Raw genomic sequence first — 20,382 nt, 5'->3', positions numbered from 1 at the left:
GCCCCGCCGCTCACAGGACCACCACCGCGACGACGGCCGTCTGCGCGACCGCCAGCGGCAGCAGCCACACCCACGCCTGCTCGGTGAACCGCTCCACCCGCACCTGCGGGCCCCGCGCGCCCAGCCACACCAGCAGGGCGAGCACGCCGACGGCCTTGACCAGGGTCCACAGCCAGCCGGGCAGCAGCGGGCCGGCCCCACCGCCGAGGAACAGCGGCCCCGCCACCAGCGCCATCGCGGCCAGCAACGCCGCCCGCCCGGCGCGCAGCAGCAGCTGGTCGACCCCGGCGAGCTCGGCGCCGACACCCCCGGCGGCGTCACGGCCGAGCGGGGAGGCGAACGGCCCCCAGGTGCTGAGGCCCAGCGCGGAGAGCAGGTACACCGCGAACGCCACCGGCATGAGGACGACGAACCACACGGGGTGCTGCGCGCCGGCGACGTCGGCCAGCCGCAACGACCCCGCCCCCGTGGCCGCGGTGATGAGCGCGAACATGTGCGGCAGCTCGTAGGCCAGGCCCTGGGCCAGGAACCGGTAGCCACCGACCAGGCCCCACGGGCTGTTCGAGCCCCACCCGGCCAGCCACAACCCGGCCCACACCCCGACGTCCGCCAGGTTCACCACGACGACGCCGACGGTCGAGTCGAGGACCACGTGCCCGCCGAGGGGGACGACGGCCGCGGCCAGGACGGCCGAGCACAGCAGCAGCACGAGCCCCAGGCGGGCGAGCAGCACGTCGGCACCGGGGACCCGGCGGGGCTGCTGCACCAGCAGCCGCGCCGTCTCCCGCAGCGGTGCCAGGGGGTCGACCCGGCGTCCGGCGTCGCGGGCCACCAGGACGCCCTGCCCGGACGCGGCCAGGACACCGAGCACAGCGACGGCCACGGGCACCAGCACCACCGTCCACACCGGCCACGCGGTCACGCCGGCACCCCCACCCGGTACGGGTCGAGCGAGGCGACGACGACCCGCGCGGTGGCCAGCTCGGCGCCGACGACGAGCGCGGCGGGGTCGGCGGTGGGCAGCGGGGCGTCGGCCCCGGCGGCGACGTCGAGCATGCGGAGCAAGCGGTCACGGGCGTCGAGACCGTCGTGCACCCCGAGGCCGCGGGTGGCGGCGTGCAGCCGCCGGGAGCCGCGCAGCCGACGGGCGAGCGCGTCGACACCATTGCCCCCGTCGCGGACCACCTGGGCGCGGCCGGCCGCGCCGTCCCAGCCGAGCACGAGCAGCAGGGTGGCCAGGGCGTCGAGGGCGAGCACGCGGGGGTCGTCGTCGACCGCGACCGCGTCGTCGACCGCCACCACCGCGGCCTCTTGCACCACGTCGCCCTGGATGGCGACGTCGAGCCGCAGCCCGGCGGGCCAGGCCGTCAGGGCCGGGCCGAGGCTGACGTGCAGCTGCTCGAGCCCGAGGCCGTCGCGGTCCGGGGCGCTGCCGGCCATGTCCAGCGACCCCGGCATGTCCCCGTCCTCGGGGCCCGCGCTGCGGGCGGCGTGGTCGTCGCGCTGAGCGGCGGTGTCGGCCAGCAGGTCCCGGGCCTCGGTCAGGGCGTCGTCGACCTGGGACGGGTCGTCGACGAGGACGCGGGCGCGGGGGGTGGGCAGCTGGTCGAACACCACGTCCAAGGCGGCGGTCAGCTCGGGCCCGGGACGACCGCAGGCGACGAGGACGTCGGCGCGGGCGGGGCTGTCGACGGCCGTCCAGCCGCGGGCGCGCAGCGCGGCCTCGACGGCGAAGCGGGTGCGGTGCGCGCCAGGGGCGGCCACCACCAGCGGCCGGGGCGTGGCGAACCGGCGCAGGGCCGAGCTCAGGTCCACCGCAGCGCCCCCTCCCGCCAGGCGTAGGCGACGCCGGCGAGCAGGACCAGCAGGAACCCGAACATCTCCACCACGGCCTTGACGCCGACCTCGGACACCACGAGCGTCCACGGGTACATGAAGACCATCTCCATGTCGAAGGCCAGGAACACCATCGACACCGTGTACCAGCGCACGTGGAAGCGGGAGACCGCGTGCTCGGTGGGGCCGATCCCGGACAGGAAGTGGTAGCGGCGCAACGGCTCCCGCGCCACCCGCACCGCCCGGGCCGCACCGTAGAGGCCGGCGACCCCGGCCAGGACGGTCGCCAGCAGCAGCCCGAGCGCAGGGAGGCCGTTCACGCGGTGACCGAGCGGAACCGGCGCAGCCGCAGGCTGTTCGTCACTACGAACACCGAGGAGAACGCCATCGCGGCCCCGGCGATCATCGGGTTGAGCAGGCCCAGCGCGGCCAGCGGGATCGCGGCCACGTTGTAGGCGAACGCCCAGAACAGGTTGCCCTTGATCGTGCTCAGGGTGCGCCGCGCCAGCCGGATCGCGTCGACCGCGGCCCGGAGGTCCCCGCGGACCAGGGTGAGGTCGCTGGCCTCGATGGCGACGTCGGTCCCCGTGCCCACGGCCAGGCCCAGGTCGGCCGTGGCCAGCGCGGCCGCGTCGTTGACGCCGTCGCCGACCATGGCGACCACGCGTCCCTGCGCCTGCAGCGCGGCGACCACGGCCACCTTGTCCTCGGGCAGCACGTCGGCGTGGACCTCCTCGATCCCCACCTCGGCGGCGATCGCGTGGGCCACGGTCGCGTCGTCCCCGGTGAGCAGCACCGGCCGCAGGCCGAGGCCGCGCAGCTCCGAGACCGCCTGCGCGGACGTCGGCTTGACGGTGTCGGCCACGGCGAGCACCCCGCGGGCGCGGCCGTCCCAGGCCACGACGACCGCGGTGCGGCCCTGCTCGCGGGCGGCGGTGAGCGCGGCCTGCAGCTCGGCGGGCACGTCGTCGACCAGGCTGGCCCGGCCCACGGTGACGGTGCGGCCCTCGACCTCGCCGCGCGCGCCCCGGCCGGGGAGGTTGGTGAAGCCGCGGACGGCCGCGTGCTCGGTGTCGGCGATGGCCCGGGCCACGGGGTGCTCGGAGCCGGACTCGACGGCCGCGGCCCGGCGCAGCACCTCGTCGCGGTCCTCCCCGTCGGCGGGCACGACGTCGAGCAGGGTCATCCGGCCGGTGGTGACGGTGCCGGTCTTGTCCAGCACCACGGTGTCGACCTGCCGGGTGCTCTCGAGGACCTCGGGGCCCTTGAGCAGGATGCCGAGCTGCGCGCCGCGGCCGGTGCCGACCATGAGCGCGGTCGGCGTGGCCAGCCCGAGCGCGCAGGGGCAGGCGATGATGAGCACGGCGACGGCGGCGGTGAACGCGGCCTGCCCTCCCCCGCCGGCGAGCAGCCACACCACGAGGGTGCCCAGGCTCAGCGCGATGACCACGGGCACGAAGACGGCGGCGACCCGGTCGGCCAAGCGCTGCACCTGGGCCTTGCCGTGCTGCGCCTCCTCCACGAGCTGCGCCATGCGGGCGAGCTGGGTGTCGGCGCCGACCCTGGTGGCCCGAACCACGAGCCGCCCGCCGACGTCCGTCGTCGCCCCGACCACGGCGTCCCCGGGACCGACCGCGACGGGCACGGACTCGCCCGTCACGGTGGCGGTGTCGACGTCCGCGGTGCCGTCGACGACGACGCCGTCGGTGGCGATGGTCTCCCCGGGGCGGACGACGAACTCGTCCCCGACGCAGAGCTGCTCGACAGGCACCCGGGTCTCCCGGCCGTCGCGCAGCAGGGCGACGTGCTTGGCCCCGAGCTCGAGCAGCGCGCGCAGCGCGGCCCCGGAGCGGCGCTTGGCGCGGGCCTCGAGGTAGCGGCCCGCGAGGATGAACGTGGTGACCCCGGCGGCGGCCTCGAGGTAGATCGCGTCCGAGCCGCCACCGGCGGTGAACGAGAAGCCGTGGCGCATGCCGATCATCCCGGCGTCGCCGAGGAACAGGGCGTAGAGCGACCAGCCGAACGCGGCCAGCACCCCGACCGAGACCAGGGTGTCCATCGTGGTCGCGCCGTGCCGCAGGTTGGTCCACGCCGCACGGTGGAACGGCAGCGCGCCCCACACGACGACGGGCGCAGCCAGGGTGAGCGAGAGCCACTGCCAGCCGCCGAGCTGCAGCGCCGGAACCATGGCCAGCAGCACCACGGGCACGGTGAGCAGCGCGCTGACCTGAAGCCGCTGACGCAGCGGGTCCTGCTCGGGCGCAGCGGGTCCCGTCTCGGCGTCGGGCTCGGGGGGCAGCGCGGCGGAGTACCCGGCGTTCGCCACGGTCTCCAGCAGCGCGTCGGTGGTCACCGTGCCGGCGTAGCGGACGCGGGCCTTCTCGGTGGCGTAGTTGACGTCGGCGGTGACCCCGTCGAGCTTGTTCAGCTTGCGCTCGATGCGGTTCGCGCACGAGGCGCACGTCATCCCGGTGATGGCCAGCTCGACCTGCTGGTCCTGCTCCGGGCTGGGGCGCGCCGTGGTCGGCGCCGCCATCAGGCCGGCGTCAGGTCGTAGCCCGCCTCCTGCACGGCGGCCTGGACCTGGTCACGGTGCACGTCGCCGTCGACGACGAGCTCGCCGGACTCCAGGTCGACCGAGACCACGGAGGCGCCGTCGAGCTCGTCGACCTCCTCGGTGACGGAGGCGACGCAGTGCTCGCAGGTCATGCCGGTGACGGTGTAGGTGGTGCTCACGGTGCTCTCCTCGTGGGTGGTGGTGCTAGCTGCGGATGAGGCGGGCGATGGCGTCGGAGGCCTCGCGGACCTTCTCGTCCTGCTCGGTGCCGCCGGCGCGCGCGGCCTCGACCATGCAGTGGGCCATGTGCTCCTCGAGGAGGCCGATGGCGACGGACTGCAGGGCCTTGGTGGCGGCCGAGACCTGGGTGAGGACGTCGATGCAGTAGGTGTCGGACTCGACCATCCGCTGCAGCCCGCGCACCTGTCCCTCGATGCGCCGCAGCCGCTTGAGCTGGTCGTCCTTGGTGCCTGCGTAGCCCGCCACGGCGCCTCCCTCGGTCGTCATCGCTACCGTACCCCCCTAGGGTATGCCCGCAACCCGGCCCGGCTGCGGCCACCGCAGAGTGCGCCCGACGCGGTCCGAGGTGGGGTCGGACACCGGAAAGTGCGCCCGTCGCGGGGCGAGGTGGGGGTCGAACACCGGACAGTGCGCCCGACGCGGGGCGGACGGGGTCAGGCGGCGCCGAGGCGGCGGGCCAGCTCGTCGCCGCCGACCGCGCGCACCACGTCCGGGTCGCCGCAGACGACGAGCTGGTCGCGTGCCCGGCTGAGCCCGACGTAGACCCGCTCGCGCAGCCGGGACGCGTCGGCCTCGGAGTTCAGCGCCAGCACCACCGCGCGCCGCTCGAGGCCCTTGAACCCGAGCACGTGGCCGTAGAACACCTGCTCGGCGTCCCAGAACGTGTCCCAGTACGCCTCGTGCCCCTCGGCCTGGCGCTCCACCTGCTCCGGGTGGCGGCTGCCCGTGGTGAGCAGCGCGACGTCGACCGGCTTCCACCTGTTCAGCAGCGCCTCGACGGCGTCGTCGGCGACGTCGACCGCATCGCTGGACTGGCACGGCAGGAAGGTCACGGCGGGGCCGTCCCCGCCCTGCAGACGCATGCGCTGGCCGACGAGCGGCGTGAAGGCCTCCGCGATGGGCCGGGTGTTGCGGATGTTCGCGTCGAGCACGAGCGGGACCAGCGGCACCGGCGGCGTCCCGTGCCGCTCGAACACCCGCTGGCCCTCGTCGGAGAACACGTAGAGCCCGCCCGAGTCCGGGTCGCGGAGCGCGGCGAGCAGCGGCGTCCACCAGGCGTCGGCGAAGTCCTGCGCCTCGTCGACGACGATGGCGTCGAACTTCTGCCCGTCGGTCAGCCGGTCGGCGAGGTCGGTCATCTCGGCCGGCAGCTCGTGCTCGAAGAACTGCGGCTGCAGCGCGGGGTCGCTGGGCGCCTCGGCCGACCCCCACCGCAGCCCGAGCTCGTGGAACTCCCCCACGTAGCCGGGGCGGTGCCGGCGCGACCACCCGGTGCACAGCCGGCGCAGGTACGAGGCAAGGCCGTGGGAGTAGCAGACCAGCGCGACCCGCAGGCCCTGCTGCGAGAGGCGGCGGGCCTGCTCGCACGCCAGGTACGTCTTCCCGCTGCCCGCGCCTCCGCGGACCTCGACCCGGTTGAGGTGACGGGTCGCCGAGAGGATCACCGCCTGCTGCTCGGTGAGCAGGTCGGCGGCCTCGTCGTTCTCCGCTGCGCGGGCGACGACGTCCCGCTGGGGCAGCGAACGCCCGGCGAGGGCTTCGCGGAGCGCGTCGACGTCGTCCTCGGTCAGGTCCCGGTTCGTCGAGTCCTGGTCGTCGAGGACGCGGCGCAGCAGCCCGGCGAGGTCGCCGAGCTGCGCGTGGTCGACCACCATCCACCGCGGGCAGTCGGGGGTCTCGAAGTCGTCGGCCAGCCGGCTGCCCGGGAGCACCACCACGTGCGCCCACCGGACCCGCCGCCCTCTCCACCGCGGGTGGCGGTCGAGGACCTCACGCAGCGCGTACTTGGCCGCCCTCACCTGACCCACCGGGTCGATCCGACCGTGCTGCTGCCGCCAGGACGTCCCGTCGTGCCACACCTCGCCGCCCTTGACCTCGACGGTGACGATGCCGTGGCCCTCCAGGGCGACCACGACGTCGATCTCGTGGTCCTTGCCCCGGTCGGTGACCCGCTGGCCGGCCACGAGCAGGTCTCCGTGGCCGCACTGGTCGACCAGGGCCTTCCAGACGACCTCCTCCGACCGGTTGGCCAGCCGCGGCTCCTCGGGCAGGCAGAACGGCACGCGATCACTCCTCACGTCGTCGGACGGCCCGATCCTGCCGCGCCGCAGACTCGGCCGGGACGGAACGGACAGACCGGCCTCAGGCGTGCAGGGCGTCGACCACCGACCGGTCCACTCCGAGGGCGTCCAGCGCGTGGGCGTACTTCCGGGCGAGCTCATCCCGCTTCGCGTCGTCGAGCTGGGCGGTGCGGCGCGGGTCGAGGTTGCTGGCGATGTCCGCGGTCTTGACGAGCCGGGCCACCGGGGTCTCGCGCACGTGGGCGTAGTAGTCGTCGGGCGGCACGTCGTCGGTGCGGGTGAGCGCGACGACGGCGTCGACGGCCCGCGCGGTGAACCCCGCCGCGGTGAGGTCGGCGGCCGTCACCGGGGTGTCCTCGACGACGTCGTGCAGCCAGGCCGCGACCACGGCGTCGCGCTGCACGTCCTCGTCCGCCTCGGCGTACCCGGGCAGCCGCTGCACCAGGTCGACGACCTGCGCGGGGTGGTCGATGTACGGCGCGCCGATCTTGTCGACCTGTCCCTCGTGGGCGCGGGTCGCGATGGTGCGGGCGGTCTCGATCTGGGTCACGGGCTCCTCCGTCGTTGGTGGGGTCAGTAGGTGAACGTCTCGTAGGAGATGGCGCGGGAGCGCAGCCACTCGGTCTCGCCGTGGGCGACGACGTCCTCGCCGTGGGCCTGGAGCAGGGTGAGCACGTCGTCCCCGGGAGCACCGCCGAGCGCAGCGACCACCTTCCCGACGTCGCGCACGGTGAGGAAGTACTCGTAGTCCTCGCCGTCGTCGTACAGGTGCTGGCCCTCGAGCTGCAGCTGCCCGTCCTCGAGCAGCCGGGCCCACACCGCGAGCCGGTCGCGGTCGTAGATCGTGACCTGCCGCGGCCGGTCAGGGGTCGCGGCCACCTCCGGCGCCCCGACCACGCTGCGCCACAGCTCCTCCCGCGGCCGCGCCCACGGCATCGCCGCGAGCACGTCCGCCGGGTCACGGCCGAGCAGCTGGGCGTAACGGGCGGCGACGGTGGGCGTGCGGCTGCGGCCCTCGACGCAGTGCAGCAGCACCCGCTTGCCCTCGTCGCGCAGCGCCCGCACCGTCGCCGCCGCGTCGTCGACCACGAACTCCAGGTTGGGGTTGGCGTGGTCGGCGTCGACGAGCCAGAACTCGACCCGCTCCCGGTCGCGCACCTCGGAACCCATGCGGCACAGCGCGACCTCGACGTCGTGGTCGTCCCGGTCCACCGCGTCCACGCCGCCGAGCAGCACCCCGTCGTCGTGCGGGTGGGTGGTGACGTGCCCGGTGTCGAAGCGGGAGTAGTCCACCCGGGGCGCCGACGGCCACCCCTCCCGGTCGTCGGCACCTCCCCGGGCGGCCCGGACGCCGAGGGCGACCAGGTCTCGGGCGGCCAGCCCCGGCCAGCCGTGCAGCACCCGGCGCCAGCGGGCCGGCACTGCGGACGCCCCCCACCGCGCGCCGAGCAGGGCCCCGGCGATGGCGGCCGTGGTGTCGGTGTCGTGCCCCGCGCGGACGCAGAGCTCGAGCGCGGCCTGCAGGTGCTCCGGGCCTGCGGCGTCGGCCCGGGTGATGGCCCACCACGCGGTCTGCAGCGCGTGGACCACCCAGCCGTTGTTCGCGAAGTCCGCCGGCTCGCCCTGCTCCGCCGTGTCGAGCAGCGGGCCCCAGTGCGCGTCCTCGTCGGGCCGGGTGGCCAGGTAGCCGCGCACCCCGTCGAACGTCGCGGTGAGCACCGCGTGGCGGACGGCGACGGACCACATCCGGCACGCCTGGGTGGCGCGCTCGTCGGCGTGCGTCAGCAGCGAGACGGCCGCGGCCGCGTCGGCGCAGGCGTCCTCGCTGCCCTCGAGGTAGCCCAGACCCACGGCGGCCGTCCGCATCAGGGACCCGTTGCCCCCGGTGCGCCCGGTGATCCCGGCTGCGGCCGCGGTCATGGCCGCCGCCGAGCCGGGGCGCTGGGAGAGCACCGCGCGGGTCTGGTTGCCGATGTCCTTCGGTCCGCCCGCGTACCACTCGTCGAACCCGGCGGCGACGGCGTCGAGCGCGGCGGGCGTGCGCAGGTCCTGGCCGTCGGCGACGACGCGGGCGACGGCGACGGCCATCGACGTGTCGTCGGTCCACTCGCCGGGTGCGAACCCGAAGGGCCCGCCGCCGATCATGTCGATCGTCGTCCCGGGGTCGGGGTGGGTGAACTCGTAGCCCGCCCCGAGCGCGTCGCCGGCGGCGGAGCCGAGCAGCGCCCCGGCCGCGCGATCGAGCACCTCGGGCCTCACGCCGACACCGCCTGGTGGGCGTGGTCGAGCACGCAGGTGTGCAGGGCCCGGCCCCGCCACTCCACGCCGCGGCCGTGCAGGCTGCCCCGCGAGCCGCGGAGCGCCCGGCCCTGACCGGCCCGACCGGTGGCCGTGAGGCCCACGCCGGCCGCGGCGACGGCGAAGCCGCGGGCGTCGTGGGACGTGGTGCGCCGGAGGGGCGCCCCGGCGGCGTCGCGGGCAGCGGCCGCCACCAGCTCGGCCCAGGCGGCGGCGAGCAGGTCGGGGTGGGCGAACAGCTCGAGGGCCAGCGGGCTGCCCCCGATGCCGACCAGCACCCCGGACTGCCCCGGCAGCGGATCGAGGTCGTCGACCGCGGGGGGCTCGGCGAGGCGGGCGTGCTCCTGGGCGACGCGGCGCCACACCTCGTCCTGCTCGGTGACGGCCCGGACCCGGGTGCTGGAGCGGCCGCCGGCGACGTGCGCCGTCGCGCCACCCCAGCGGTGCGGCTCGACGCAGCGGACCTCGACGTCGGTCTCGCGGCCCGGGGTGAGCAGGGCGGAGGTGACCGCGGTGCGGTCCTGCCAGCCGCCGCGCAGCAGCAGGCCGTCGAGCAGCAGCACCGGCAGCGGCGTGGTGGCGGTGACCCGCAGCCGCGGGACCTGCGGGTCGTCGAGCTCGCGGACGGCGACGGTGCGCTCGTCGGCCAGCGCCACGACCGGGCCGGGGGCGGTGGCGCGCCACACCGGGAAGAGCGAGAGCGGACCGCGGTGGGTCCCCGTGCCGACGTGCAGCGTGCTGGTCATGCCGTCCCCCTTAAGACTGTCGATGCGCTAACCATAAACGCACCCGTGCGCTTGGGTCAACCCCGGGGCGAAAAGCAGGCTTCCCGCCCCCAGGACGCCGCGGTGGGGGCGTCAAGCCTGCTATCTGCCCGGCGGGCGGGTGGCGACGGCGAGGACCTGCTCGGCCAGGGTGCGGACGGGGAGGCCCGTAGCCCGGCTCAGCGCCACCAGGTCGTCGTGCTCGGGCTTGCCGCGGTGCGGGCCCCACTTCACCCGCACCGTGCCGCCGTGCAGCGCGACCTCGGTGGTCTGCCGGGGCAGGGCGCGGCGGGTGACGCTGTGCCGGCGCACCCCGAGCGACCCGGTCTCGGCCAGCAGCCGGTCCTCGACGGCCCCCGCCGCGGCCTCGTCGCACAGGGCGGTGACGACGTGCGCGGGGCGGCCCTTCTTCCCCGTGACGGGCACCAGCCACGCGTCGCGCGCCCCGGCGCCGAGGAGCGCGTCGACCAGCAGTCCGAGCACCTCACCGGTGACGTCGTCCACCGTGGACTCGCACACCACCAGCTCGTCGGCCGCGTCCGGCACCGGCTCGCCCAGCACGGCGGGCAGCACGTTCGGCCGCGCCGGGGTGTCGCGGCCCCCGGCCCCGTACCCGCTGGCGCGCACCGTCATCGGCGGCAGCGGACCGTACCGGGTGCCGAGTGCGCGCAGCAGGGCCGCCCCGGTGGGGGTGACGGTCTCGGTCGGCTCGTCCACGCCGACGACGGGGACGCCCTCGAGCAGGGCCAGGGTGGCCGGGGCGGGCACGGGCAGCAGGCCGTGCGCGGCACGGACCGTCCCGTGGCCCAGCCGCACCGGCGCCGACCACACCTGCGTGACCCCCAGCGCGGCCACGGCCGCGGCCACCCCGACCGTGTCGACGACGGTGTCCACGCCGCCGAGCTCGTGCAGGTGCACCTCGTCCACCGACACCCCGTGGGTGCGGGCCTCGACCTCGGCCAGCGCGCGCACCGCGGCGAGCGCGACGGGCACGTCGGCCACCCGCCGCAGCAGCTCCGACGCCGCGCGGGCGGGGACGTCGTCGGCCACCACGACCTCGGCCCGCCGTGCCCGCAGCCCGTGGCGCTGCGTCTCGCCCACCCGGATCTCCCAGCCGGTGATGCCGGTGGCGGCCACGGCGGCCCGCACGGCGTCGACGGGGGCGCCGAGGTCGAGCAGGGCGCCCAGCAGCATGTCCCCCGAGATGCCCGCCACGGGGTTCAGCCAGAGGATCACCCGCGCCGCCGCAGGGCCCAGCCGAGGCGGTGCGCGGCCAGCGCCGCCCCGAACCCGGAGTCGATGTTCACCACCGTCACCCCCGCGGCGCACGAGGTCAGCATGGCCAGCAGCGCTGTCACCCCCTCCAGCGCGGCGCCGTACCCGGTGGAGGTGGGCACGGCCACGACCGGCGCGGCCACCAGCCCGCCGACCACGCTGGCCAGGGCCCCCTCCATGCCGGCCACCACGACCACCACGTCCGCGGCGCGCAGCTCGTCGGCGCGGGCCAGCACCCGGTCGATCCCGGCCACCCCGACGTCGCGGACCTGACTGACCTGCAGCCCGATGGCCCGGCCCACCGCCGCGGCCTCGGTGGCGACGGGCCCGTCCGCGGTCCCGGCGGTGACGACGACGACCCGCACGTCCCCCGCCGCCGCGGCCCGCCACACCAGCAGCCGCGCGGCCTCGTCGTAGGTGCCCCCGGGCACGTCGACCTGCGCGGCCACCTCGGCGGTGACCCGGCTGGCCAGCACCGGCCCGGTCGAGGAGCCGAGCAGGGCGCGGACCACGTCGGTGATCTCGGCCGGCGTCTTGCCGGGGCCGTAGACCACCTCGGGCAGGCCCTGGCGGCGCTCCCGGTCGAGGTCGGGGGTGGAGTGCTGCATCAGGCCGGGGTGAGCGGGAGCAGCCGGTTCATGCTCCCCGAGCGGAACCCGGCCAGGTCGAGGGTGGCGAAGGTGAACCCGGCGGCGCGCACCGCACCGTCCACCTCGGACCGCAGCGCCACGGCGCGGTCGACGTCCTCGACCTCCACCCGGGCGACGGTGCCGTCGGCGTGGGCCCGAACCCGGCAGACGTCGAACCCCAGGCGGTGCAACGACTCCTCGGCGGCCTCGACGCGGCCCAGCACCTCGGCGGTGACGGCGTCGCCGTAGGCCACCCGGGAGCTCAGGCACGCCGCGGCCGGCTTGGCCGCCGTCGCCAGGCCCAGCTCGGCGCTGATCGCCCGCACGGCCGCCTTGCTCAGCCCGGCGTCGACCAGCGGGAACACCGAGCCGCGCTGCGCCGCCGCCGCCTGGCCGGGCCGGTGGTCACCCAGGTCGTCGAGGTTGGTGCCCAGCGCCGTGCGCGCACCGAGCACGGCGGCCATCGGTTCGAGGGCGTCGAACAGGGCCGACTTGCAGTGGAAGCAGCGGGACCCGGTGTTGGCCACGTACTCCGGGCGGTCGAGCTCGTCGGTGGCCACCTCGACGTGGGCGAAGCCCTGCTCGCGGGCGAACGCCTTGGCCGCGGCCCGCTCGGACGCGGGCAGGCTGGCGGACACCGCGGTGACGGCCACGGCGCGCTCCCCCAGCACCCGGTGGGCGACGGTGGCGAGCAGTGCGGAGTCGGCCCCGCCGGAGTAGGCGACCAGCAGCCGGTCCTCCTGCGCCAGGCGGGCTTCCAACGCGGCCAGGCTCACGCCGGCACCGGTGCACTGACGTAGGCGATGGTCTGCGGGCCGTCGGGCAGCACGCACACCGTCGCGTCGGGGCCCACCCGCTCGAGCTCAGCGGCCACCGCGGCGGCGATGTCGGGGCAGTGCCCGAGGTGCGCGCTGGCCAGGTCGTCGGCGTCGAGGTGGTCGGTGTGCACGCTCACCCGGCTGTTGGCCAGCACCCGGGCCAGCACCTGCACCTGCCACTGGTCGGGCACGGTGCGCTCCCGGGCCGAGATCTCCGCCAGCAGCGCCTCCGGGGTGGGCGCGGAGGCCAGCACCTCGCGGAAGGACCCGTGGTCGGGGAAGCCGTCGCGGCACTCGGCGGCGCAGATGATGAGCCCGCCGGGCTTGACCACCGTGGTGGCCGCGGACATGCCCTTGACCGCCTGGTACAGGTTCTGGTCCAGCGGGAACCCGGAGTTCGTCGTCACCACCACGTCGAACAGCGCGGGCACCGGGGCCATGCTGATCTCGCGCACCGCCTCGCGGGCCGCGGCGTGCATGGCCAGGATCTCCCCGCCGAACGCCGCCACCACCTCCTGCTCGGTGTTGAGCGCGACGTCGAACGCGAAGGTGACGTCGGTGGCCGCGGCGATGGCGCGGACGTCGTCGTGCACCGGGTTGCCCTCGCAGACCGCCCAGGTGGCCTGCTCGGAGCCGATGCGGGCGGCGTCGTGCAGCGTCAGCACCGTCTCCAGGCCGGCCAGGCCGGGGGCGACGAGCTTGCCGCCGCCGGAGAACCCGGCGAAGAAGTGCGGCTCGACGAACCCGGTGGTGATGCGGACGTCGGCGTCGACCCAGCGGGCGTTGAGCCACACCGGGACCCCGTCGCCGAGGGTGCCCACCCAGCGCAGCGAGGCGTCGTCGCGGGCGTCGTGGTTGACGATGCGCATGGTGTCGACGAGGTCGTCGCCGAGCATCTGCCGCAGCTCCGCGTCGGTGTTGCCGCGGTGGGTGCCGGTGGCGACGAGCAGGGTGACGTCGTCCCGGGTGGCGATGCCCTCGAGCTCGGCCAGCAGCGCGCGGACCATGGCCTCGCGGGGCTGCGGGCGGGTGGCGTCGCACAGCGACACGGCGATGGACTGCCCGGGGCGGACGAGGTCGCGCAGCGGCGGGCCGGCGACGGGCTCGCGCAGGGCGCGGCGCAGCTCGGCGGCCGTGTCGGGGGCGGCCGGGGTCTCCTTCGGCGAGACGACGGTGGTGCGGTCGGCGGGGAAGGCGACGGTGAGCCCGGTCTGGCCGTAGGCGAGGCGGACGTCGATCGTGTCGGGCACGGGGTGGCTCCGATCTGTGGCGGGGACCACCCCACCCTGCCACGCGGTCAGCCGGGGAGCGCCGCGTGCAGTGCCCGCTCCGCGTCGGCCCCGAACGCCACCAGCACCACGTCGTCGATCCCGGCGTCGGACGCGCGGATCGCGGTGACGGCCTGGTGCACCGCGTCGTCGAGCGGCCAGCCGTAGACCCCGGCCGAGACCAGCGGGAACGCGACGGAGCGCGCGCCCAGCCCGGCGGCCACCTCGAGGCTGCGGGTGTAGCAGGAGCGCAGCGTGGCCGAGCGGTCCTCGTTGCGGGAGTGCACCGGGCCCACGGTGTGGACGACCCAGCGGGCGGGCAGGCGGCCGGCGGTGGTGGCGACCGCGTCCCCGGCGGGCAGGCCGTCGGGCAGCGTGGTCTCCCGCAGCCGACGGCACTCGGCGAGGACCTCCGGCCCGCCCGCCCGGTGGATCGCCCCGTCGACCCCGCCACCGCCGAGCAACCGCGAGTTCGCGGCGTTGACGACCACGTCGACGTCGAACGTGGTGATGTCGCCGGTGACGACCCGTGGCTCGGTCACGGGAACGACGCTGCCACAGCGGCGCGGAAGGCGGGGTGCGGGTCGTCGACTACCACCGCGGACCCGTCTAGCGCGGCGTGGGCCCCGGTGATCGACCGCATCGACACCCGTCCGGCGAGGAACAGCGACGCCACCAGCAGGCCCGCCCCGCCGAGGAAGGGGATCATCAGCCACGGGCTCGAGCCAGCTGCGACCGCGAGGACCAGGGCGACGACGACCGACACTGCGCCCACCCCCAGCGCCGACCGGACCACAGCCACCCTGCGGCGGACCCGTGCGGCGCACGTCTCGCACAGCGGCCACCCGACGGTCGCGATGTGCACGGTCGACGCGACGTAGTCACCGTAGTGACGCCACAGGGTCAGCGGTGTCATGCCGACGATGCTCCACCGGGACCTCGGGTGGCCGAGCACGTCCTTGTCCCACCGCACCACAGCCGTCTCGCCGTGCACGCTGCAGACCCCCACGGGGCCGAGGTCGACGCGGCGTCGCGTCCCGTCCGACGCGGCCGGGACGAGCACGGTCGGATCTGCCCGCTGGTCGGTCACGTGACCTCCCCGGTGGCCGCGCACGCCACCTCGGCCGGCGGGGAGGTCACGTCGAGCACGCGACCATGGTGGCCCGTGGGACGCCCGAGCGGGTGTTTTCACGAAAGCTGTGAACGGAACCTCGCCTCCTGGGTGCAGTAATCACACACAGCGCTAGCGGACGGGGTAGTCCTTGCGGCTGATGACCCGGCTCATGTCCCGCCACACCGCGCGGGCCATCCACTCCAGCGGCAGCACCCGGGCGCCCAGCCACGTCTTGCGCGAGCCCTGGCCGAACACGATGCGGCCCCGGCCATTGAGCACCGCGTCCGCGACGACGGTGGCGATCTCCTCGGGCTGGGTGCCGAAGTACTTGCCGGCGAAGTCCTGGCTGCCGGCCTTGCGGGCGATGTTGGTGTTGATGCCGCCCGGGTGGACCACGTGCACGCTGATCGGGCTCGTCACCAGCTCGGCGGCGAGCGCCTCGGAGAACCCGCGCACCGCGAACTTGCTGGCGCAGTAGTCGGTGTGGTTCGGCGCGCCGGCCAGGCCGAAGATGCTGGACACGTTGACGATCGCACCCTCGCCCCGGGCGACGAGCTGGGGCAGGAACGCCAGCGTCCCGTGGCGCACCCCGCCGAAGTTGACGGCCATGATGCGCTCGTACTCGTCCTCGGTGGTGGCCCAGGCGGGCGATCCGCTGCCCTCCACCCCGGCGTTGTTGATGACGACGTGCGCCCCGCCCAGCTCGGCCCGCACCCGGGTGGCGAAGGCGTCGGTCGCGGCGCGGTCGGACACGTCGTAGGTCCCGGTGATCGACCGGGTGCCCGCGGGCAGCAGCCGCTCGGTCCCGGCGAGACCGTCGGTGTCCACGTCGGACAGCGCCAGGACGGCGCCGCGGCCGGCGAGCTCGAGCGCGTACGCCCGGCCCATGCCGGACCCGGCGCCGGTGATGACGACGACCTTGTCGCGGTACGTCTTCACGGTGGGGCTCCTCTCAGGACACCAGGTGGTGCTCGGGGGTGAAGTTCTTGGCCTTGCGCCGAAAGGTGAAGCTGAAGCCGGGGAACATGGCCACGACGTGCCCGTCGCGGGACTGGTACCAGCTGGTGCACCCGCCGGACTTCCACACCGTGCGCTCCATCTCGGCGTGGATGTCGGTGGTGTACGCCTGCTCGGCAGCCTCGCTCACCTCGATGGTCGCGGCGCCGGACTGCCGCACCCGGGCGACGGCGCGGGCGATGTACTCCATCTGCGCCTCGATGACGAAGATGGCCGAGGTGTGCCCGATCCCGGTGTTGGGCCCGGTGACCAGGAACAGGTTGGGGAAGCCGGGCACGGTGGTGCCGAGGTAGGCCCGCGGGTACTCCGACCACCGATCCGCCAGCGTGACCCCGTCGCGGCCCGTGACGGGGTAGGGGATGACGCCGTCGGTCGCGTCGTAGCCGGTGGACCACACGATGAGGTCGAGGTCGAGCTGCTGCCCGTCGGTGGTGGTGATGCCCTCCGGGGTGACCTCGGCGATGCTGGATCCCTTGTCGTGCACGGTGACGTGCGGCTCGCTCAGCGCGGGGTACAGCGTGTTGGACAGGATGATCCGCTTGCAGCCGATGGTGTAGTCCGGGGTGAGCGTGGCGCGCAGCTGTGGGTCGGGCACCTGCTCGGCGAGCAGCTTCCGGGCGCGGCGGGCGGCGAGCAGGTCGAGGGCGCGGTGGGAGTACTTGAACCCGACGATGCGGGTCTCGAGGCTCCAGTAGATGGCCGTGCGGACGGCCTTGTGCACCCACGGGGACCGCATCAAGCGGCGCTGCAGCGGGGTGAAGACCCGGTCCGGTCGCGGCATCACCCAGTGCGGGGAGCGCTGGAACACGTGCAGCTCCCCCACGTCGGCGGTGATGGCGGGGATGACCTGGGCGGCGCTGGCCCCGCTGCCGACGATGGCGACCCGCTTACCGGTGACGTCCACCGAGTGGTCCCAGTCGTTGGTGTGGAACTGCGCCCCGGCGAACGTGTCCCGGCCCGGGAAGGGCGGCACGACGGGGGTGCTGAGCGGGCCGGAGGCGTTGACGACGAACTGGGCGTGGAACGTGCCGGCGGCCGCGGTGCTGACCTCCCACTCGTCCCCGGTCCACCGCAGGCCGGTCACCTCGGCGCCGAGCCGGGTGCGCTCACGCAGGCCGTGCTTGTCCAGCACGTGGTTCGTGTACTCCTCGAGCTCGGCCTGCCCGGCGAACATCTGCGTCCACGGGTAGGGCTCGAAGGACAGCGAGTAGAGCGGGGACTGCACGTCCACCGCGGCCCCGGGGTAGCTGTTCTGGCACCAGGTGCCGCCGAGGAAGTCGCGCCGCTCGAGGATGACGAGGTCCTCGACGCCCTGGCGCAGCAGCGTGGTCGCGGCCGCCTGCCCGCCGAAGCCGCTGCCGATGACCACCACGGTGTGCCTGCTCAACGCGCTGCTCCGATCTGACGACGTTCGATGCCCAATGATGCGACCCCGGAGCACGTGTGTCCACCGCAGCTCATCCCAGGACGGCCCGGCCCACCCCGACGAGGAACTGCGTGGCCGCGTCGACCACGTGCTCGGGCGGACGGCGGTAGCCCTCGAGCAGCCACACGGTGGCGACCTGGTTGATGCCCCCCACCGCTGCGAGGCCCAGCAGCTCCTCGTCGACCACGCCGAGGTCGCCGGCGGGGGCGGCCGCGCGCAGCACCCCGGTCATGAGGGCGGCGAACTCGCGCTGCGCGGCGGCGTAGGCCGCGTCGACCCGGGGGCTGACGCCGAGCACCTCGAGCCACACGACGCGGGCCAGCCGCGGGTCGGCGACCTCGGCGAAGAACCCGGCCACGCCGGCGCGGGCGGCGGTGGGCACGTCCGCGCCCGGGCCGGCCGCGGCCAGCCCCGCGGAGACGCCCGCGCGCAGCCGCTCCAGGCACTCGGCGTACACGGCGAGCAGCAGGTCCTCGGTCGTGGGGAAGCTCTCGTAGAAGTAGCGGTCGGTGACCCTCGCCGCCCGGCAGATGCCGCGCACGGTCGCCGCCCGGTAGCCGACGGTCCCGACGACCTCAAGGCCGGCGTCGAGGAGCTGGCGGCGGCGGCGGGCCACCCGGTCGTCGGGCGCCTCGCCGCCGTAGGACCGCCCTGCCGTCACGCCCCCATTAGACCTGTGAGCGAAACCTCGCGTCCTGGGTGCAGTAATCACGCACGGGGGGCCTGCTCCCGGCTGCACCACCAGGTGGTGCGGCCGCCGACGGTCGAGCGGCTCATGGGCGCACCGCAGCGCGGGCACTCGGCGTCGGCGTGCCGGGAGGAGATGACCTCCCCGGTGTGCACCCCGCCGTGGCGGATCGCGGCCCGGGTGGCGCGGCGCAGCACCCGGCGCAGCTCGTCGAGCTCGTCGTCGCTCAGGGTGTTGGCCCGCCGCGCCGGGTCCAGCTTGGCCTGCCACAGCGTCTCGTCGGCCAGCAGGTTGCCCACCCCGGCGAGCACGGACTGGTCGAGCAGCCGCGCCTTGAGCGGGGCCTTGGACCGGCCCACCCGCTCCCGGAAGTCGTCACGGCCGATCTCGGCGGCGTCGGGGCCCAGCGCGTCGACGTCGGGCTCCAGGCGCACCCGGCCGAGCCGGCGCTTGTCGAACAGCCGCAGCTCGCCGCCGTCGTCGAAGCTCATCCGGAACCGTGTCCACTCCGGCTTGTCCGCCTCGCGCGCACCGGGGGCGGTGTCCTCGCTGCGGCCGTCGGTGACCACGACGCGCCCGCCCATGCCGAGGTGGATGCCCAGGGTCGGGCCGTCGGAGCCGTCGTCGAGCACGGTGTCGCACCACATGGTCTTGCCGCGGCGGTGGGCGACGGTCAGCCGGCCACCGACCAGGGCGTCGGCGATGTCGCCGGGCGCGTGCGGCCGGCACTCGTAGGTGTCGGTGTCGTCGATCGCGGTGATGGTGCGGTCCAGCGCCTCCTCGACCACCTGGCGGGCGCGTTCGACCTCGGGCAGCTCGGGCACGAGCCCATCCTGGCGGGGTGGGCCGCGGTGCGCCCGGTCAGCTGGTGCGGTCGGGGAAGCGGGCCCGCAGGAAGCAGTAGCCGCCGAAGGCCAGGAAGCCGAGGGCGACGAGGGTCAGCAGCACGCGGCCGAACGGCGCAGCGAGGATCGTCGCCATCGCCCCGCCGAGCCCGGTGGCCTTGGACGGGTCGAACGTGACCGCCGCCCAGCCGAGCAGCCCCCCCACGACGGCGAAGGCGACCCCCTTCGCGACGCCCCCGGCGGTGCCGAGCGTCGAGACCGCCTCGCGCTGCGTCCGGGAGGCGTCGGAGAGGTCCACCTCGTCGAGGAAGCCCTTCATGACGGCCTTGTGGACCTGGTAGCAGCCGACCCCGATGACCACGAGCGCGGCGACGCCCACGAGCAGCCGGCCGCCGGGCAGGGCGAAGACCCCGGAGGTCTGCCCCTCCTGCGAGCCGGAGCCGGACGCGTCGCTCGTCGCCGCGCGGCCCGCGGTCACCGCCAGGGCGAGGAACACCACCGCCTTGACCACGGCGCCGCCGACGCCGAGCACGGAGTCCTTGCGGTCCTCCCCCGACCCGCCGAGGCCGTCGACGTGGCGCAGCGCCTCACCGGCCTGCCACAGGGCCAGCGCCACGAAGCCGAGCGTCAGCACCCACAGCAGCACCCCGCCGCCGGGCTGCTGGGAGAGCTCCTCCAGCGCGCCCGCCTGGCTCGCCGCGCTGTCCGACCCCCCGCTGAGCACCAGCTGCATGGCGAGCCAGGCCACGAGCACGTGGACGATGCCGTAGGCCACCAGGCCGACGCGGGCCAGCGCCTGCAGCGCGGTGGAGTCCGCCAGCCGCTTCGCCCTGGATCCTGTGCTCACGGGTGCCTCCCAGCGCCGACCCGGACGGGCCGTGGGCCGCCACCCTGCCACGTCGTTGATCTTGGTGGTGCCTGCGGGCGACCCGGACGGAACGGTATCTTCCGGGCGTGGCGCGCAGGGGTGGTCAGGGGCTGGTCGTGGCCGTCAGCGTGCTCGTGCTGGCGGCGGTCGCGGTGCTCGCCGTGGTGCTGCTGCGCTCGGGCTCAGCCACCTCCGCCGAGCAGAGCACCAGCGAGGCGGGCGCGAGCACCAGCGGCTCAGCCGCGCCGGACGACGGGTGCGCCGTGGACCTCGCCGCCCCGGCCGTCACCGCCGCCATCGCCGCCCAGCCCGCCCCCGCCGACGGGGGCCGCTGGAGCGCCACCCCCACCGCAGGCACCTACCGCCCGTGCGCGGCGCTGTCCACCGCGGTCGTCACCACCACCGGCGGCCCGGGCACCCCCACCACGGCGGCGCTGATGTTCCACGACGGTGAGTACGTCGGGCCGGAGGCGAACCAGGTCTACGACGTCACCGGGGTGGACGAGGCAGCGAGCACCGACGACACCGTGGTGCTCGACTACCGCGGCCAGGACGGCCCCGCCCAGCTGCGCGTGCACTGGGACGGCAGCCGGGTCGTGCTGCTGCGCGACGGACCCTGACCTCCCCGGGCTTCGCCTGCCGCCGCGCTAACCTGCCG

22 protein-coding genes are annotated in these 20,382 nt (G+C 75.4%); 1 reads left to right on the top strand and 21 read right to left on the bottom strand.

Annotated features, from left to right (window positions below; translation table 11 throughout):
* Positions 1 to 10: 10 nt before the first annotated feature.
* The 21 genes from ACYVOF_RS01525 to ACYVOF_RS01425 all read right to left on the bottom strand — a co-directional run bounded on the left by ACYVOF_RS01525 (position 11) and on the right by ACYVOF_RS01425 (position 19,703).
* A complete protein-coding gene (locus ACYVOF_RS01525) occupies positions 11 to 922 on the bottom strand; it encodes an NADH-quinone oxidoreductase subunit H (protein WP_460863638.1) in 912 nt (303 codons plus the stop codon).
* Positions 919 to 1,815: a hypothetical protein gene (locus ACYVOF_RS01520; protein WP_460863636.1), complete on the bottom strand. Its 897-nt coding sequence runs from the start codon at positions 1,813 to 1,815 to the stop codon at positions 919 to 921. The genes ACYVOF_RS01525 and ACYVOF_RS01520 overlap by 4 nt, the downstream gene beginning before the upstream one ends.
* Complete coding sequence (locus tag ACYVOF_RS01515; RefSeq protein ID WP_460863635.1) at positions 1,806 to 2,156, bottom strand: NADH-quinone oxidoreductase subunit A; 351 nt, start codon at positions 2,154 to 2,156, stop codon at positions 1,806 to 1,808. The genes ACYVOF_RS01520 and ACYVOF_RS01515 overlap by 10 nt, the downstream gene beginning before the upstream one ends.
* Positions 2,153 to 4,372, bottom strand: coding sequence for a heavy metal translocating P-type ATPase (locus tag ACYVOF_RS01510; protein ID WP_460863633.1), 2,220 nt, complete (start codon positions 4,370 to 4,372; stop codon positions 2,153 to 2,155). The genes ACYVOF_RS01515 and ACYVOF_RS01510 overlap by 4 nt, the downstream gene beginning before the upstream one ends.
* Positions 4,372 to 4,572 carry a heavy-metal-associated domain-containing protein gene (locus tag ACYVOF_RS01505; protein ID WP_460863632.1) on the bottom strand — a complete coding sequence of 67 codons (201 nt, stop codon included), beginning with the start codon at positions 4,570 to 4,572 and terminating at the stop codon, positions 4,372 to 4,374. The genes ACYVOF_RS01510 and ACYVOF_RS01505 overlap by 1 nt, the downstream gene beginning before the upstream one ends.
* Before the next feature lie 25 nt (positions 4,573 to 4,597).
* Positions 4,598 to 4,900 carry a metal-sensitive transcriptional regulator gene (locus ACYVOF_RS01500; RefSeq protein WP_460863631.1) on the bottom strand — a complete coding sequence of 101 codons (303 nt, stop codon included), beginning with the start codon at positions 4,898 to 4,900 and terminating at the stop codon, positions 4,598 to 4,600.
* A gap of 167 nt (positions 4,901 to 5,067) precedes the next feature.
* Entirely contained in the window at positions 5,068 to 6,696 is a 1,629-nt protein-coding gene (locus tag ACYVOF_RS01495) for a nuclease-related domain-containing DEAD/DEAH box helicase (protein WP_460863629.1), read from the bottom strand.
* A 79-nt stretch (positions 6,697 to 6,775) separates the two neighbouring features.
* Positions 6,776 to 7,264 (bottom strand): HD domain-containing protein, encoded by a 489-nt coding sequence (locus ACYVOF_RS01490; protein ID WP_460863628.1) that lies wholly within the window; start codon positions 7,262 to 7,264, stop codon positions 6,776 to 6,778.
* Positions 7,265 to 7,287: 23 nt separating this feature from the next.
* Positions 7,288 to 8,973 (bottom strand): ADP-ribosylglycohydrolase family protein, encoded by a 1,686-nt coding sequence (locus tag ACYVOF_RS01485; protein ID WP_460863626.1) that lies wholly within the window; start codon positions 8,971 to 8,973, stop codon positions 7,288 to 7,290.
* Entirely contained in the window at positions 8,970 to 9,758 is a 789-nt protein-coding gene (locus ACYVOF_RS01480; RefSeq protein WP_460863624.1) for an ARPP-1 family domain-containing protein, read from the bottom strand. The genes ACYVOF_RS01485 and ACYVOF_RS01480 overlap by 4 nt, the downstream gene beginning before the upstream one ends.
* Positions 9,759 to 9,878: 120 nt before the next feature.
* Positions 9,879 to 11,012, bottom strand: a complete 1,134-nt coding sequence (larC, locus tag ACYVOF_RS01475) for a nickel pincer cofactor biosynthesis protein LarC (protein ID WP_460863622.1) — start codon at positions 11,010 to 11,012, stop codon at positions 9,879 to 9,881.
* Positions 11,009 to 11,659, bottom strand: coding sequence for a nickel pincer cofactor biosynthesis protein LarB (gene larB / locus ACYVOF_RS01470; protein WP_460863620.1), 651 nt, complete (start codon positions 11,657 to 11,659; stop codon positions 11,009 to 11,011). The genes larC and larB overlap by 4 nt, the downstream gene beginning before the upstream one ends.
* Positions 11,659 to 12,456: an ATP-dependent sacrificial sulfur transferase LarE gene (gene larE, locus ACYVOF_RS01465; protein WP_460863618.1), complete on the bottom strand. Its 798-nt coding sequence runs from the start codon at positions 12,454 to 12,456 to the stop codon at positions 11,659 to 11,661. Before larE ends, larB begins: the two co-directional genes overlap by 1 nt.
* Positions 12,453 to 13,748 (bottom strand): nickel-dependent lactate racemase, encoded by a 1,296-nt coding sequence (gene larA, locus ACYVOF_RS01460; protein ID WP_460863616.1) that lies wholly within the window; start codon positions 13,746 to 13,748, stop codon positions 12,453 to 12,455. The genes larE and larA overlap by 4 nt, the downstream gene beginning before the upstream one ends.
* Before the next feature lie 47 nt (positions 13,749 to 13,795).
* Positions 13,796 to 14,308, bottom strand: coding sequence for an O-acetyl-ADP-ribose deacetylase (locus ACYVOF_RS01455; RefSeq protein ID WP_460863614.1), 513 nt, complete (start codon positions 14,306 to 14,308; stop codon positions 13,796 to 13,798).
* Positions 14,305 to 14,856 carry a hypothetical protein gene (locus ACYVOF_RS01450; RefSeq protein WP_460863613.1) on the bottom strand — a complete coding sequence of 184 codons (552 nt, stop codon included), beginning with the start codon at positions 14,854 to 14,856 and terminating at the stop codon, positions 14,305 to 14,307. Before ACYVOF_RS01450 ends, ACYVOF_RS01455 begins: the two co-directional genes overlap by 4 nt.
* Positions 14,857 to 15,009: 153 nt before the next feature.
* Positions 15,010 to 15,819: an SDR family NAD(P)-dependent oxidoreductase gene (locus ACYVOF_RS01445; RefSeq protein ID WP_460863611.1), complete on the bottom strand. Its 810-nt coding sequence runs from the start codon at positions 15,817 to 15,819 to the stop codon at positions 15,010 to 15,012.
* Positions 15,820 to 15,832: 13 nt separating this feature from the next.
* Entirely contained in the window at positions 15,833 to 17,284 is a 1,452-nt protein-coding gene (locus ACYVOF_RS01440) for a flavin-containing monooxygenase (RefSeq protein ID WP_460863610.1), read from the bottom strand.
* A gap of 70 nt (positions 17,285 to 17,354) precedes the next feature.
* Positions 17,355 to 17,984, bottom strand: a complete 630-nt coding sequence (locus ACYVOF_RS01435) for a TetR/AcrR family transcriptional regulator (RefSeq protein WP_460863608.1) — start codon at positions 17,982 to 17,984, stop codon at positions 17,355 to 17,357.
* A 47-nt stretch (positions 17,985 to 18,031) separates the two neighbouring features.
* Complete coding sequence (locus ACYVOF_RS01430) at positions 18,032 to 18,835, bottom strand: Fpg/Nei family DNA glycosylase (RefSeq protein ID WP_460863607.1); 804 nt, start codon at positions 18,833 to 18,835, stop codon at positions 18,032 to 18,034.
* A 37-nt stretch (positions 18,836 to 18,872) separates the two neighbouring features.
* Positions 18,873 to 19,703, bottom strand: a complete 831-nt coding sequence (locus ACYVOF_RS01425; RefSeq protein WP_460863605.1) for a DUF1206 domain-containing protein — start codon at positions 19,701 to 19,703, stop codon at positions 18,873 to 18,875.
* Positions 19,704 to 19,810: 107 nt separating this feature from the next.
* Here ACYVOF_RS01425 and ACYVOF_RS01420 point away from each other — a divergent pair, with 107 nt between their 5' ends.
* Positions 19,811 to 20,344 carry an LppP/LprE family lipoprotein gene (locus ACYVOF_RS01420; protein ID WP_460863604.1) on the top strand — a complete coding sequence of 178 codons (534 nt, stop codon included), beginning with the start codon at positions 19,811 to 19,813 and terminating at the stop codon, positions 20,342 to 20,344.
* The last annotated feature ends 38 nt before the right edge of the window (positions 20,345 to 20,382 follow it).

It is taken from the genome of Rhodococcus aerolatus (assembly GCF_054783215.1).
Note: the sequence above shows the minus strand (reverse complement) of the source record. Positions and strands in the feature narration are given on the sequence as shown.